Annotated in this window: 15 protein-coding genes; 6 read left to right on the top strand and 9 right to left on the bottom strand. The window is 65.2% G+C overall.

Going from position 1 to position 14,349, the window contains the following annotated elements:
* Positions 1-23: 23 nt before the first annotated feature.
* The 4 genes from iolB to iolC are packed head-to-tail and all read right to left on the bottom strand — an operon-like array spanning position 24 to position 4,332.
* Positions 24-932 (bottom strand): 5-deoxy-glucuronate isomerase, encoded by a 909-nt coding sequence (iolB, locus tag BJ997_RS19690; protein WP_035836674.1) that lies wholly within the window; start codon positions 930-932, stop codon positions 24-26.
* Between the two features lie 12 nt (positions 933-944).
* Positions 945-2,456 (bottom strand): CoA-acylating methylmalonate-semialdehyde dehydrogenase, encoded by a 1,512-nt coding sequence (locus tag BJ997_RS19685; RefSeq protein ID WP_035836675.1) that lies wholly within the window; start codon positions 2,454-2,456, stop codon positions 945-947.
* 41 nt (positions 2,457-2,497) lie between these two features.
* Positions 2,498-3,379 (bottom strand): class I fructose-bisphosphate aldolase, encoded by an 882-nt coding sequence (locus BJ997_RS19680; RefSeq protein WP_035836676.1) that lies wholly within the window; start codon positions 3,377-3,379, stop codon positions 2,498-2,500.
* The gene (iolC, locus tag BJ997_RS19675) at positions 3,376-4,332 is read right to left on the bottom strand and encodes a 5-dehydro-2-deoxygluconokinase (RefSeq protein WP_035836677.1); all 957 of its coding nucleotides are present in this window, start codon (positions 4,330-4,332) and stop codon (positions 3,376-3,378) included. Before iolC ends, BJ997_RS19680 begins: the two co-directional genes overlap by 4 nt.
* A gap of 301 nt (positions 4,333-4,633) precedes the next feature.
* Between iolC and BJ997_RS19670 the strand changes: the two genes are divergently transcribed.
* A complete protein-coding gene (locus BJ997_RS19670) occupies positions 4,634-5,005 on the top strand; it encodes a VOC family protein (protein ID WP_035836678.1) in 372 nt (123 codons plus the stop codon).
* 35 nt (positions 5,006-5,040) lie between these two features.
* Here the strand turns inward: BJ997_RS19670 and BJ997_RS19665 are convergent, their stop codons facing one another.
* Entirely contained in the window at positions 5,041-5,610 is a 570-nt protein-coding gene (locus BJ997_RS19665) for a hypothetical protein (protein WP_152602184.1), read from the bottom strand.
* Positions 5,611-5,929: 319 nt separating this feature from the next.
* Complete coding sequence (locus tag BJ997_RS19660; RefSeq protein WP_052542250.1) at positions 5,930-7,261, bottom strand: S1C family serine protease; 1,332 nt, start codon at positions 7,259-7,261, stop codon at positions 5,930-5,932.
* Positions 7,262-7,491: 230 nt separating this feature from the next.
* Between BJ997_RS19660 and BJ997_RS19655 the strand changes: the two genes are divergently transcribed.
* Positions 7,492-7,650: a hypothetical protein gene (locus tag BJ997_RS19655; protein WP_160175871.1), complete on the top strand. Its 159-nt coding sequence runs from the start codon at positions 7,492-7,494 to the stop codon at positions 7,648-7,650.
* 103 nt (positions 7,651-7,753) lie between these two features.
* Here the strand turns inward: BJ997_RS19655 and BJ997_RS19650 are convergent, their stop codons facing one another.
* The 3 genes from BJ997_RS19650 to BJ997_RS19640 all read right to left on the bottom strand — a co-directional run bounded on the left by BJ997_RS19650 (position 7,754) and on the right by BJ997_RS19640 (position 8,960).
* Positions 7,754-8,014, bottom strand: a complete 261-nt coding sequence (locus BJ997_RS19650) for a LuxR C-terminal-related transcriptional regulator (RefSeq protein WP_268871366.1) — start codon at positions 8,012-8,014, stop codon at positions 7,754-7,756.
* Positions 8,015-8,171: 157 nt separating this feature from the next.
* Positions 8,172-8,339 (bottom strand): hypothetical protein, encoded by a 168-nt coding sequence (locus BJ997_RS19645; RefSeq protein ID WP_160175872.1) that lies wholly within the window; start codon positions 8,337-8,339, stop codon positions 8,172-8,174.
* A 336-nt stretch (positions 8,340-8,675) separates the two neighbouring features.
* Entirely contained in the window at positions 8,676-8,960 is a 285-nt protein-coding gene (locus BJ997_RS19640) for a helix-turn-helix transcriptional regulator (RefSeq protein WP_035836680.1), read from the bottom strand.
* Positions 8,961-9,066: 106 nt separating this feature from the next.
* On the opposite strand from BJ997_RS19640, the gene BJ997_RS19635 reads away from it, so the two are divergent.
* From BJ997_RS19635 to BJ997_RS19620, 4 genes are read left to right on the top strand one after another with little or no spacing between them, the layout of a single operon-like run.
* Complete coding sequence (locus tag BJ997_RS19635; RefSeq protein ID WP_052542251.1) at positions 9,067-10,611, top strand: proton-conducting transporter transmembrane domain-containing protein; 1,545 nt, start codon at positions 9,067-9,069, stop codon at positions 10,609-10,611.
* Positions 10,608-13,037, top strand: a complete 2,430-nt coding sequence (locus BJ997_RS19630) for a DUF2309 domain-containing protein (protein WP_035836681.1) — start codon at positions 10,608-10,610, stop codon at positions 13,035-13,037. Before BJ997_RS19635 ends, BJ997_RS19630 begins: the two co-directional genes overlap by 4 nt.
* 2 nt (positions 13,038-13,039) lie before the next feature.
* Positions 13,040-13,357 carry a P-II family nitrogen regulator gene (locus tag BJ997_RS19625; protein ID WP_035836682.1) on the top strand — a complete coding sequence of 106 codons (318 nt, stop codon included), beginning with the start codon at positions 13,040-13,042 and terminating at the stop codon, positions 13,355-13,357.
* Positions 13,354-14,196, top strand: a complete 843-nt coding sequence (locus tag BJ997_RS19620; protein ID WP_052542252.1) for a DUF6671 family protein — start codon at positions 13,354-13,356, stop codon at positions 14,194-14,196. The genes BJ997_RS19625 and BJ997_RS19620 overlap by 4 nt, the downstream gene beginning before the upstream one ends.
* The last annotated feature ends 153 nt before the right edge of the window (positions 14,197-14,349 follow it).

Below are 14,349 nucleotides of genomic sequence, written 5' to 3'. Positions count from 1 at the left end.
CCTTTCGGGTGCTGCGGGTGAGGTTAAGAAGTGTAGGGAAGTCGGGAGTCGAACTCCTGACCCAGCCAGGTGTCGCGAATCCAGCCGTGCGCCGGATCATCGCTGATGTTCCAGGTGCGGTCGGGATCCGGCCCGGCCATCACGTTGAGGTAGTAGAGGTCGTACCCGGGGGCCGCGACGCAGGGGCCGTGCCAGCCGAAGGGCACGAGTGCCACGTCGCCGGTATGCACCTCGGCGTTGATGTCGATCGCGCCAGCATCGGAGGAGTAGGTGCGCATGAGGCCGAACGGGCGCGCCGTCTCCGGTGCGGCCTGGCCGCGGGTGACGGCGGTCTCGAAGTAGTAGATCTCCTCGAGGCTCGACTCCACGCCAGGCGAGTACTCATCGTGCTTGTGCGGCGGGTAACTCGACCAGTTCTCGGCCGGGGTGATCACCTCGCACACGATCAACCGGTCGGCCGCGACGCTGGCCGGGGTGCCGAAGTTGTGTACCTGGCGACTGGAGCGACCGGCCCCACGAAGCTCGATGGGCACATCCGCTCTCGGAATATAGGCCACCGGCAGCGCCGTGTCGGTGGGCGCTTCCGCCACGGCCACCCTGCCCGCGCCGTCAATGGCGAGCGCGGTTCCGGTGGGCAGGTAGAGCGTGTCGGTGGGTCCGTGAAAGACGGATGCCCGACCTGCGAGCGCCTGGGAGCGCTCCTCGGTCTCGCCCGCAAGCGTGTACCGCACCATGAACGACCCTGCGAGGGGAACCACGATGCGCTCCACCGCCTCCGCGGGCAGCGCCCGGGAGTCCCCCGCAGCGAGCGCTGCCACGCGGATGCCTGTGTAGCGCCATCCGCTGATGGCCTGGTCGACGACGGTTTCCCAGCCGTCACGCTCCAGGGCGCCCTGAGCGTAGAACCAGTCGTGTGCGGATGGCGCTGTCATCGTCTTCCTGTCCTAGTTGTTCTCGGGGAAGCCGAGGTTGATGCCACCGTGGCTCGGGTCGAGCCAGCGGCTGGTGATGGCCTTGCCGCGGGTGAAGAAGTGCACGCCCTCAACGCCGTGGGCCTTGGTGTCGCCGAAGAGCGAGTTCTTCCAGCCGCCGAAGGAGAAGTACGATACGGGCACCGGGATGGGAACGTTGATGCCGATCATGCCCACCTCGATCTCGTTCTGGAAACGGCGGGCCGCGCCTCCGTCGTTGGTGAAGATGGCGGTTCCGTTGCCGAAGGCGCCGGAGTTGATGAGGTCGACGCCCTCTTCGTAGCTCGCCACGCGGACAACTGACAGTACAGGGCCGAAGATCTCTTCGGTGTACGCCTTCGAGGTCACTGGCAGCGCATCGATCAGGGTCGGGCCGAGCCAGAACCCGTTCGGGTCGCCGTCAACCTCGATGCCGCGGCCATCGACGACGATGTTCGCGCCGTCTTCGGCGGCGATGTCGATGTAGCTCGAGACTTTGTCGCGGTGCACCTCGGTGACGAGCGGGCCCATGTCGCAGGAGCGACGACCGTCACCGACAGTGAGGGTGTTCATGCGGGTGACGATCTTGTCGATCAGCGTGTCGGCGACGGGTTCGACCGCGACGACCGCACTGATGGCCATGCAACGCTCGCCCGCGCTGCCAAAGCCGGCGTTGATGGCGGAGTCGGCCACGAGGTCCAGGTCTGCGTCGGGCAGCACGAGCATGTGGTTCTTGGCTCCGCCGAGGGCCTGGATGCGCTTGCCGTGGCGGGTGCCGGTCTCGTACACGTACTGGGCGATCGGGGTCGAACCCACGAAGGAGATGGCCTTCACGTCGGGGTGCTCGAGCAGGCCGTCAACGGATTCCTTGTCGCCCTGCAGCACCGTGAACACGCCGTCGGGGAGGCCTGCCTCCTTGAGAAGCTTGGCCATCCAGATGGCGGCGCTCGGGTCTTTCTCGCTCGGCTTAAGGATGACGGTGTTGCCGGCTGCGAGGGCGAGCGGGAAGAACCACATCGGTACCATGGCCGGAAAGTTGAAGGGGCTGATCACGGCGACGACGCCGAGAGCCTGGCGGGTGGAGTACACGTCGACGCCGGTGGAAACGTTCTCGGAGTAGTCGCCCTTGAGCAGGTGCGGAATGCCGCAGGCGAATTCCACGACCTCCTGGCCGCGGGAGATCTCGCCGAGCGCGTCGGAGAGTACCTTGCCGTGCTCGCTCGTGATGATCTCGGCCATCTCGCCCTTGCGGGCGTTCAGCAACTCGCGAAAGCTGAAGAGGATCTGCTGGCGCTTGGCGATGGAGAGGTCTCGCCAGGCGGGGAAGGCCGCTTTGGCGCTTGCGATGGCGGCAGCGATCTCGGTCTGGTTGGCGAGCGATACGTTCTTGGTGATCGTTCCGAGGGCGGGATCGAAGACCGGCGCGGTACGGCCGGAGGTTCCCGCCTGTTCTTGTCCGTCGATCCAGTGCGAAACGAGGTGCAGGTCGGTTGCTGTTGCAGGCATAGTGATCTTCTTTCTGAACGAGAGTTGAGCGAGGGAAAGTTTCAGGCGCCGTGTACGAGGGTGGCGGCCAGGTCGATGGCCTTCTCGATGTTGCCGTCGAGCGGGTACAGCAGGCTGCGGCCTACGACGAGGCCGCGCACTCCGGGAAGCTGGAGAGCGTTGTGCCAGCTCTCGAAGGTCTCGTGCTGGTCGCCCACGGGGTCGCCGCCGAGCAGCAGGGTAGGCAGTGTGGTGGCTGCCATCACGCGGTCCATCTCGGGTACCACGGGGAGCTTCAACCAGGAGTAGGCGCTCGAGTCTCCGAGGCCCTCGGCGATGGCGATTGAGAGGATCACGGCATCCGTTGTGAGGTCATTGCGCACCGTGCCGTTTACCCACGAACTCATGAAGGGCTCGAGCATGATGGGCAGCCCGGCGGCGGCGGCCTCGCTCACCACCTGGGCGGTGGCTTCGAGGGTGGCGACCGAGCCGGGGTCGGCGAGGTTGATGCGCAGCAGGTTCTTGGCGAAGTCGAGGCGGTCGCGCTGGATACGGTCGACGGAGTAGGCCGTGTAGCGGTCGTCCATCTCGAACGAAGCGCCCTTGAGCCCGCCGCGGTTCATGGAGCCCACGACGATCTTGTCCTCGAGCAGCCCGAGCAGGGCCAGGTCGTCGATGATGTCGGGAGTGCCGAGCACGCCGTCGACGCCCGGGCGGGAGAGCGCGGTGGCGAGGCCTTCGAGCAGCTCGTAGCGGTTGGCCATGGCGTTCTGGTCGTTGCGTACGCCCAGGGCGCCGCGGGCGCGGTGGTCGGCGGCCACAATGAAGAGCTTGCCGTCGCCGCGAATGAGCTCCCGCCGGGTGCGGCTCGCGAGAATCTCGCTGATGCGGTGCGGATGCTGCGCGCGGGTCTGGCGGAGAGCGTCAAAATCGAGTCGGTTCATTGGTCGAGTCCCTTCAGGATTTCTTCGACCTCGGCGGTCGTGGGCATGGCTGTGGAGCATTCAAGCCGGCTGGCGACGAGCGCGCCGGCCACGTTGGCGAATTTCAGGATGCGTTTCAGCGGCCACTCCTGCAGCAGGCCGTAGCAGAGGGCGCCGCCGAAGCTGTCGCCGGCGCCGAGGCCGTTGACCACGTCGACGAAGTACGGCGGCACCTCGACAGTTTCGGTGCGGGTGCGGGCAAGCACGCCCTTCGGGCCCTGCTTGACTATCGCCAGTTCGATGCCGCGTTCGAGCAGCGCGTCGGCAGCGCGGAGGGGCTCGGTTTCGCCGACGGCGATCTCGCACTCCTCCTTGTTGCCCACGGCGATGGTGACCTGCTCGAGCGCCCTCGACACCTCGGCGCTGGCCTCCTCGGCGGAGTTCCAGAACATGGGGCGGTAGTCGAGGTCGAGGATGGTGAGCGGCGAGCGGCCCCGGGCGGCCCACGCGGCGTGGTGTGCCGCGCGGCTCGGCTCCTGCGACAGGCCGGTGACGGTCGACCAGTAGATGCGAGCGGAGCGGATGGCGTCGAGGTCGAGTCCAGCGGCATTGATGACCAGGTCGGGGGCCTTGGGCTCGCGGTAGAAGTAGATGGGAAAGTCATCCGGCGGGAAGATCTCACAGAACACGACGGGGGTGTTTAGGCCGTCGACGCTCGAGACGAACTCGTCGCGGACGCCGAGCCGGCGCAGCTCCTGGTGGATGTAGCGGCCGAAGGGGTCGTCGCCGGTGCGGGTGATCACGGCGGAGTCGAGCCCGTGACGGGCCGCGGCCACGGCGACGTTCGTGGCGCTGCCTCCGAGGTATTTGCCGAAGGTGCTCACGTGTTCGAGCCCGACGCCGGTTTGGAGGGGGTAGATGTCCACGCCGACGCGGCCGATCGTCAGTACATCGAGTGCAGGGGTGAGTGTCATGTCTGGCATACGTCGCTGTACAACTTTCTGGTTCGTGGACCGGATACGTTCACGATAGCAGCTTTAGTTCATATGTCATGACATATTTACACATGGCTCGATATTTCTTTCTAGCGGGCCGGCATTTGGCGGGGTATATTGAGAGCGAAATGCGATAGTCATCGCCTGCGACCTGGGGGCGGGAGTCCACCAGACGGGGCTTCGCCTGCGGAAACGCCGGCCACCTCCGCGTCCAGCACTCGCGGCCGACCGGTCGGTATTTTCGCGCCCATGAAAATACCCGCCAGAGGAGGCGTTTGCAATGCTGAAAGAAATACACCCGGTTCTGCCCGCAGCAGATCTCAGCCGGGCACGGTCGTTTTACCACGACGCGCTCGACTTAGAACCCGTCGAGGTGCTTGACGGCCTGCTTGTGTACTCGTCACCGGGGTCCGGTTTTGAGATCTACGAGACCGAGAACGCCGGGACGGCCAAGAACACCCAGATGAGTTTCATCACCGACGATCTGGATGGCGAGATGGTGCGGCTACGCGCACGCGGCGTCGTGTTCGAGGACTATGACATCCCCGGCATGAAGACCGTCGACGGCGTCGCAGCCACCGACGAGATGAAGTCAGCCTGGTTCCGGGACACCGAGGGCAACTTCATCTGCGTCACGGAGCTGCTGCGCTGACGCCCTGAGGTGAGAAGCGGAAACTGCGGGGCGGGTCAGTAATCGCTGTCTGCGGGGGCGCTCTTGGCGGCGTGGGCCGACGTGAGCAAGGCCATGTTCACGAGCAAGAACATGTCGAGCCGGTCGGCGCGTTTCTCGGCGTACTCGGGCTCGCTCGGGTCAATGGCCAGCGAGATCAGCCGCGCCGAAACGGCATCGCGAATCTCTTCGCTTGCTGCCCGCTGGGCACGTTCCACGAGGAGCGCCACCCGTTCGTCGTCGGCAGCCTCGGCGTCGAGGGCGAGAGTCAGGCGCTTGTGCACGCGATGGCGCAGGGTGAACTGATGCAGGTCTCCGCGCTGGTCCTCGGTGAGGTCGAAGCCCCAGCGTCCCTTGCCGAGCTCCTTCTTCAGCCGACTGACACGCCGGGCGTAGGCCTCGTTTTGGCGAGCCAGCAGGCTCAGTTCGTTGCGGGCGGTTTCGGCGTAGCGCGCCGGATCAAAGTCCGCATGCTCCCGCAAGGCACCGATGATGATGTCGTTCTTCACGGCCATGCGCACTGCGGAAAGCGCGATGAGAAATCCTTCGTCGACGATTCGCTCGATCGGAGCTGAATCCGCAGCCACGATTACATCCTCCACCTCGACGACGGCCTTTCGCCCCGAACGACCCCGACCCATTGCACCACCACTTCCTCGTGTTGGTCTGATTTTACCGCCCTGTCGGACGGCAGGTGAGACACGGGTTGAGGGGCGATCCGCGGCCGCAGGGGCGCATTCAGGAAATCGTTCGTGACCCGGCGCGGTTGCCGCACTGGTTCGCGCGTGGCAGCATCCGGTCGGCTCGGATTACCTGATTTCGCCACGCGCGTCGGCCGCCGGGAATCCAGAAAGCGGATGCCTGAAGCACGGCAGCAGCGTCGGCATCCGCTCTGCCGGCCTCAGCTCAGGAGAGGGAGCCGACCGCGACGGTGGTTGTGTACGTCTGGCCGGCGCGGATATAGGTGGCAGTGACCTCAGCCCCGGCGGCTAGGGCGCGCACTTGGGCCGTGAGGTCGTTCGCGTCGGTGATGGGGTAGCCGCCGAGGTTCGTGACGATGTCGCCCTTCTGCAGTCCGGCGTTTTCGGCGCCGCCGCCGGAGCTGACCTCGTTGATGAGGGCACCCACGCTTCCGGTGGTGGAGTCGGTGACGCTTGCGCCCAGCAGGCCGTGGGTGGCCGAGCCGGTGTCCATGATTTCATCGGAGACGCGTTTGGCGAGGTTCGACGGGACGGAGAAGCCCACGCCGATACTCCCGGATGCGGAGCCCGACGACGAACCCGCGCTGGCGATGGCCACGTTCACGCCGATCAGTTCACCCTGGGCGTTCAGCAGCGCGCCGCCGGAGTTGCCGGGGTTGATGGCAGCATCCGTTTGGATCACCGAGAGCGAGATGCTCGTGGTCGCTGCCCGCGTGGACTGCGACTGGGTTCCCGGCAGGTCGAAGTTGAAGTAGGGGCTCGCGCCGCTGCCCTGGTCGGGCGTGGTTTGGTCTGTCGAGTCTGGTGCGGCCGACGAGGCGATGGAAATGCTGCGGTTGAGCGCGCTGACGATGCCGGTGGTGACGGTGCCGGGGAGGTCGAGCGGGGCGCCGATGGCGATGGTCTGGTCGCCCACGTTGAGCTTGCTCGAGTCGGCCCATGTGATGGGGGCCAGCCCCGTTGCATCCGTGAGCTTGATGACGGCGAGGTCGGAGGTGGGGTCGGTGCCCACAAGCGTGGCAGCGTAGATCGTTCCATCGCTCGCGGTGACCTCGATCGTCGCGTCAGAAACCGCGCCCTCGAGAGTAACGACGTGGGTGTTCGTGAGCACGTAGCCGTCGGAAGAGAGGATCACGCCGGAGCCGGTGCCGCCCTGACTGCCGCTCGTGACGCTGATCGTGACAACGCTCGGCGCTGCCTTCGCCGCGGCGCTGCTCACGGCGCTCGCGGTAGACGTGTCGTTGACCACGACACTTCCGGTGACGCCGGAGGTCTGAGCCGCAACCACGGGCGTGCCGCTGTTGTTCGACGCGAGCAGGGCGGCGACACCTGCCCCGGACACCCCGCCCAGCATCGTGCCGATGGCGAGCGTCGCGATCAGGGCAGTGCGGCGACGACGGTTGCCGATCCTGGTCGCGGCGGGGCCGAAGGCGGAGTCGGTTGGCAGAGAGACGTCGCTCGCGCAAACCACTGGACCGTCCACGGCGGCGCTGTTGGAAGGCTGTGCAGGGGTGGCGCCGGGGGTTGTATCGGTCATCGTGTGCTCCTTTCCGAGCACGATCAGACTGGCGCGCGGATCTGGAGGCGTGATGTGGGAATGCTATGAGCAACCCATGACGAAAGTGTGAGAGTGCAGTGGGGCGACGGCGCCGACATCCGTTTGATATTCACAGCCCGCTGTTGGCCTTCTCAACGCTGGAGTCCAGCGTTGGGACCGAGGATACTACGCACTGGTTCCCCCGTCGGGAACGAAGGGAGAGCCAATTGATGAAGCACGTATCGAAGTCCACGTGGGAGCACCTCAAAGAAGAGTCGGCCGCCGACCTGCACGATGAGCTCTATCACGATAAGCACGCGCCCGGTGTGGCCCCGACCGCCGACCCGAAGCAGGCTCCAGCCGAAGTACACCAGCCCGAGGACTCCTGACCCAAGCCCCGATCGCTGCGATCGGGGGGAGAAGTGCGAGGAGCAGGCCGCCAATGCTGGCTGCTCCGACTGACGACATGAGAAGTTTCATGATGCGCGTGCCTCACAACTTTCTCGTTTTCACGGGTGCGGTGCATGCGTCGCAGGTTGAACGGGATCCTGCCGAACAGGTCCGTGTTGAGGCTAGCTCGGCGCGTGCGCGCCGCCCGGAACGTTGTACGAAGAGCCAACATTGCGACGCGCGGTTGCACACCTTCCATTCACGCATGACACGGGCGAGATGCCATTTCACGGCTTGGGGGCTGCAGCCGAGAGCCTCGCCGATCTGGCCGTTCGAATGCCCGTTGGCCACGAGCGCGAGCACTTCGAGTTCGGGGCCACGGACCGGGCCCGGAACCGGTATTAGGTCGAGCAGTTCCAGGTCGGCAGGGGTGCCGCCCGGGTCGGGGTGTCACGAAGGTCGGCCCAGGCCACGGCCCAGCAGGCTCTGAGTTCGCTGGCCACGAGGGCCGCGCGTCCCATCAGTACCACGAGTTCGCGCGCAGGGCCGGCAGCCAGATGGCGTGGGCCCCCGCCCCGCGGAAGCAATTGCTCGCGAGAATCGCAGCAGACAGCACTTCAGTCTGGTCGGCGAGCCCGAGGGTGAGAACGACACGGGGTGGAACTTGGTGTCTACCGTTTTCGGCCACGGGGCAACTCCGTCAGTAAACCTGCCGAAATAGTTTCCAAGACGACCTTCACCGCGCCAACAGGCCGTTGGCCTCGATTTCTGCTGACCTCCGGGTTCGGGGCCACCGAATCGTTCCAGGGCTACAATTTCGGCAGGCCAGCCGAAAGTCGCCGCAGCCATTTCGCACAGCGACAGTAGTGAATTCTTCCCCGCTGCCGATGGTGGCTATCCCTCGCAACAGTGGACTTCGCTCGGCGGTCGGGCCCAAGAGAAGTCGAGCCAGCGACAGCGGCGGCGGGAAGAACGGCAGCCAGGCACACCCATACGGAGTCAGACAGCGAGACCCGCGGATCTGCTACTTGCCTTGACTGTTGGCGAAGGCAGCAAGAAGCTCCCCGATGCGATGATCGCGATCCAGGGGATGCCGAAGTGGCATCGCGGTGTTAAGCCGGTAGGTGTTGCGGCGTCCTTCGCGTTCGCGGTCTAGGTAGCCCGCCTCTTCCAGCTCGGTGACGATGCGCTGTGCGGCTCGCTCAGTGATACCGACCTGGACGGCGACGTCGCGCAGCCGCACGTTCGCGTTGTCCGCCACGCACAACAACACGTGGGCGTGATTGGTCAGAAACGTCCAGGTCGCCATCTCTCAATTATCTCCCACCCGACGAACTTCTCTCTACACTCAATTCCAGACACTAAACACGTGCTATGCTTTTCCTGTTTTATAAGTCGTGCTTTGAGAGGTGGCGATGTCTGATTGGTTTGTTGTGGGTGGAGTGACACTCACGCCGTGGATCGCAGGGCTCTGCGCCGCGCTCCTCGGCTGGGTGGGGGCAGGCGGGGACAGGGCCGCCCGCTTGGCGGCGATCGTGGTCGGGATAGGGTTTGTCACGACTGTCTCGGTCGCTATCGCGTCCGCTGCCGCGCCGTACCAGCCCGAAGAGGTGGTGTTCGGGTCCACCTCTGTGAGCTTGGATGCCTTGGCGTTGATCTTGTCGATGCTGGTGCTGGGACTCAGCGCGCTGATTCAGGTCTTCGCGATTCGATACCTCCGGGGCGACCTTCGACAGGTCTGGTTTGTCGTTGCAGCCAACCTGCTCACCGGTTTCACCGTCGTGATGGTGTGCGCCGGGTCAGTGGCCCTGTTCACCGTCGCCTGGATTGGAGCGGGGGCGGCCCTCGTTATGCTCCTGGCAACCTATCTCCCGCTTGCGCAGGCCCGCGATGGGATCCGGCGCGCCGGATTCCGGTTCATGATCGCTGACACCGCTTTCCTGATTCCGGTCGCCATCCTGCTGTTTACCGCCCGAGGAGACATTCGTCTGGATCAGCTTGGTGCGGTCGCGGAGTCGTTGCCGCTTCCGGTTCAACTGACCAGTGCCGCGCTCCTCGTGGTCTCGGCGTTGGCTCGCTCCAGCCAGATCCCTTTCCATGGCTGGTTGCCGTTCACGTTGGCGGCGCCCACGCCGGTGTCTGCGCTGATGCACGCCGGCGTGGTCAACGCCGGTGCGATCCTGCTGATCCGATTCGCCCCGGCCATCGCGCCGCACCAGGCCGTGATGATCGGGGTCTTTGTGGCCGGTGCCGTGACGCTGGTCTACGCATCGGCGGTCCGCCTGGTCCGGCCGGATGTGAAGGGACGGCTGGTGTTCTCCACAATGGCGCAGATGGGGTTCATGATCATGGCCTGCGGTTTGGGCGTGTTTGCGGCCGCAATCTTCCATCTGGTAGCCCACTCCCTGTTCAAGTCGACTCTCTTTCTCGGGGCAGGCATGGGGGTGCGCCAGCACGCCATCGACCGGGACCTGCCACCCCGAAAGGTCCACTCTCCGTTTGCACTCGCTGCAGCCGTGACCATCTCGGCGCTGGTTCCGTTGGCGGCGCTGGCCGCAGCAAAATGGGTCTTCGCCCCCACCGTGTCACCGGCCGGAAGCGCTCTGCTCATGTTCGTAGCCGTGACCGCCGGCGTTGCCCTGGGCACAGCGCTGGGCACCACTTTCTCCCCCCGAACGTTCCTCACCGGCACGGCCTCCATAGTGGTGCTGGCGTTCGGATATGTGGCCCTTCTGCAGGTGTTCACAACGACATTGGAGCCCTCGACCACGATCAACGCCGCCCCCGCCTGGCTGCTGGCCGTGCCCGCCGTCGGCCTTATCGCGGTCCAACTGCTCTCCCGCAACCCGTACCGGACTGTGCACCTGCGCGACCTCGTTTACTCCAGAACCGTGACGACCGCCCTCCCCCGCCCGCCCGCTATCCCCCGCCCGCCAGTGACCACAGGAGTGCTGTCATGAATTTGATTCTTCGTGCCCAAGTGGCCAGAGCGGCCCAAGACATTGTCCCGTCCTGGCCGGTGGAGTCCTTCATTGCTGTGAACCCTCTCGCGGGCCACGAAACTCGTCCATTCGAGACGGCCGTCACCCCGGGCGTGGTCCTCGCCCGGTCCCGAGACGCCTACCTCGCCGACGCCGCCTGTGGCCGCATCGTCACCGCAGACCTCGAGGCAGCACTGATCGAGCGCGTCCCCGAACTCGCCGGCCAGCTCACCCTCGGCGGGAAAAGCGTGTCGGCGATGAGCGTGGCTATCCTGGACATGAAGAACGCGCAGTGGCATTCTCCCGCCGCTACTGCACCATCAGCGCCCTGGCTGGACGAGTACTTGGCCACCTGGGTGTCGTCCTACCTGAACCCGGACCCGCTCTGGGCGATGCCCCACAAGCAGCACGGCTTTTACCAAGCGTGGCGAACCCTGGCCCGGCGGGACCCGGCACTCCCCCGAGCGGCGCGCCGCACGCTGGCCGAATTGCCCGGCGAGCCCGACGCCGCACTGTCGTGGGCGCTGGGCAAACTCGGAGTCCCGCCGGAGGCGGTGACAGAGACGCTCCGAACCGAGCTCCAGCATCTGCCGGGCTGGGTCAGCCACATCAAGTGGCGGGCCGAAAAGATCGGGGACATCGATCTGCTCTCCTACCTGGGCGTGAGATTGACCCTCAACGCCGTGCTCGGCGCAACCCGCCTGCTATCACCCCACAGACCGGTCCTGGCCGACGAGACGCCACCGTCCCTCTGGAACAGGGCCGAGCAGGTTGCCCGGTCGATTGCCGGCAGTCGGGCAGACCGGGGCGACACCGTGGCCGTGAGCTGGGTCTTGGCCACCCATCCGCTGTCCGACCACGCTTTGACGTGGCAGAAGGCCTACGAACTGCATTACCGAGCCACCCTGATGGACGCCCTTAGGACCACCGGTCCCTCCACACCTCGTCCCCGACTTCAACTGGTGATGTGCATCGATCCTCGATCCGAAGGCATGCGACGTCACCTCGAAGTCCTGCCCGACGTGGAAACGTTCGGGTTCGCCGGATTCTTCGGCGTCCCCGTGCGCTTCTCCCGGTACAGAGCCCGCGGGGGCATTAATGCGTTGCCGGCCCTCCTGACCGCACGGCACCACCTCACCGAACACCCAACCCACTCGGCACAGGCTGAAGACCACGTCCTGCGCGGTCGCACCCGGGACGCGCTCCGGCGATCAACCCACCGTGCCGACTCCGGCGCAGTCACACCCTTCGCGTTCGCGGAGGTATCTGGCTGGCTGTTCGGCGCCGTCAGCGTGCTCCGCACTCTCACCCCCACGTTGCAGGCACGAATCCACCGATTCCTGACCCCAGCGACGACCCCTCTCCCGAGCAACGTGACAGTCGCCGACACGTTCACGTTGGAAGAGCGCACCGCGATGGCGGAAACCGCGGTACGGATGATGGGCATCACCCGTTTCGCCCCGCTGATCGTGCTGGCCGGCCACGCATCCGAGTCGACAAACAACCTGTACCAGTCCGCTTTGGATTGTGGTGCCTGCGGCGGCAACCCCGGAGCGGCTAATGCCCGCGCCTCCGCCGCCATCTTCAACGACCCCGAGGTCCGCGCCCTTCTGGCGGTCCGCGGAATCGACATCCCCTCCGACAGCTTCTTCATCGCAGCTGAGCACAACACCGTCACCGACGCCGTCGCGCTCCTTGACCGGCACCTCATCCCGCAGAGTCATGTCGATGCGGCGCACGCCTTCGACCGAGCCCAGCACACCGCCGCCGAAAGGCTGGTCAGGGAACGCGCCCAGGACCTGCCCGGAGCGTCCCCGCACTCCCCCGCCCGGGTACAGGGGCGCGCCCACGATTGGGCGGAAGTCTATCCAGAGCTCGGGCTCGCTGGAAACGCCGCGATGATAATCGGACCTCGTCAGATGACCCGCGGCGTCAACCTGAACCGGCGAGTGTTCCTTCACTCCTACCAAACAGAGTTAGACCTGGACGGTACCGCGTTGGAAACGATCATGACCGCACCCTTGGTGGTCGCCCAGTGGATCAACCACCAGTACTACTTCTCCGCCCTCAACCCCGCCACCCTCGGTGCCGGAACGAAGACAATTCACAATGCCGTCGGCACCATCGGAGTACTCGCCGGCCACGCCGGCGACCTTCGCCGCGGCCTGCCCTGGCAATCCGTTGGCTTGGGCGATCAGCTGCTCCACGAACCGCTGCGCCTGACCGTCATCATCCAAGCGCCCCTGGGCAGCATCGGACGCATCGTTTCGCGCAACCAGGTGTTGCGAAACCTGCTCGACAACGACTGGATCACCCTGACCGCACGCACCGACCCCGCAGCCTCGTGGTACCGATACACGACCTACGGCTGGACGGTCGCCTCCACCGCACTGAAAGGCATCTGACCATGAACAACCTGACTCAAATGACCCGGCTGGAGGTTGTCGTTCCCGCCCGCGACGCCCCCGCAATCCGCGAACTTATCACCTCCGCCGGAGCCACCGGCTACACGTCAGTGTCAGGGGTGTCCGGAATCGGACACCATGGCCAGCACTCCGGGGCTTTACTCTTCAACGAATATGACACCCTAACAATGCTCATAACCGTGCTCCCGCCGCCCAACGCCGGTGAGCTGATCGGCGCGGTCCAGGAACTTCTCAGCACCTCCAGTGGTGTCATGTTCGTCTCCGACACCTACGTCTCCCGGCCTGAATACTTCCAGTGACCCGCCCTCGCACGGCCTACACCGGACGCGCCATCACCTTCGCCACAATGCACGGCAAAGAATTGCTCGCCCACGACGCATTCCAGAACGCCCTGGGCGCGACCGTCACCGCGGCGACCGGTCTGGACACCGACCAGTTCGGCACGTTCGCTGGCGAAATCCCCCGCACCCTCAGCCCCCGCGAGGCGGCACGCACGAAAGCCCAACTCGGCATGCAATTGGCCGGAACCGCCCTCGGCCTGGCCTCCGAAGGCACCTTTACCTCCGAATTCGGACCCCTCATGAAGAACATTGAACTTCTCATCTTCATTGACGACACCCTGGGCCTGGAAATTGTCGAAGGGAGCATCACCATATCTCCAGTGCCCGGGGGACGCCACATCGCCAGCCCCCACGAAGCCCTCACCTTCGCGCTAGCTATTGGCTTCCCGGGCCAAGGAGTCATACTGCAGAGCACCCGAAACGACCGAACGACCGCCCATAAGAACATCACCCAACTCGAGGTCCTCGGCGACACCGCTGAAGCGCTTCTGAGACAGCGCCACTCTCTGGTAATCCTTCCGGACTACCGTGCCCACAAGGCACCGTCCCGCGCCGCAGCCATCCGCTCGCTCTGCGAAAAAATGGCCCAGCGGCTGGCCACAGAGTGTCCGCGCTGCCGAGCGCCCGGGTTTGGCCATACCAATGTCGAACTCGGCCTGCCCTGCTCTTTGTGCGGAACCGCAACCCGGGCCATCGCAGCCGATATCAATGGCTGCGGCCGGTGCGCTCACCACACCCGTACACCACGAAATCATACCCACGCCGATCCAGGAGGGTGCGACCATTGCAATCCATGAGTGCCGACCAAATACCGGAACACTTCACCTCAAGCCACTCGGCATGTTCCAACCTCGCCCAGGATCTGCGGCATCCGGAACTGCTGCCATCCCTCCGGTCAACAACACTACGAGCATTTTTTATGCTTCAGCTGTCTCACTCGTGGGCACAAT

The organism is Cryobacterium roopkundense, from assembly GCF_014200405.1.
In the GTDB taxonomy this organism is placed as follows: domain Bacteria; phylum Actinomycetota; class Actinomycetes; order Actinomycetales; family Microbacteriaceae; genus Cryobacterium; species Cryobacterium roopkundense.
The sequence above is the reverse complement of the archived record's forward strand: the minus strand, read 5'-3'. Positions and strand labels throughout refer to the sequence as shown.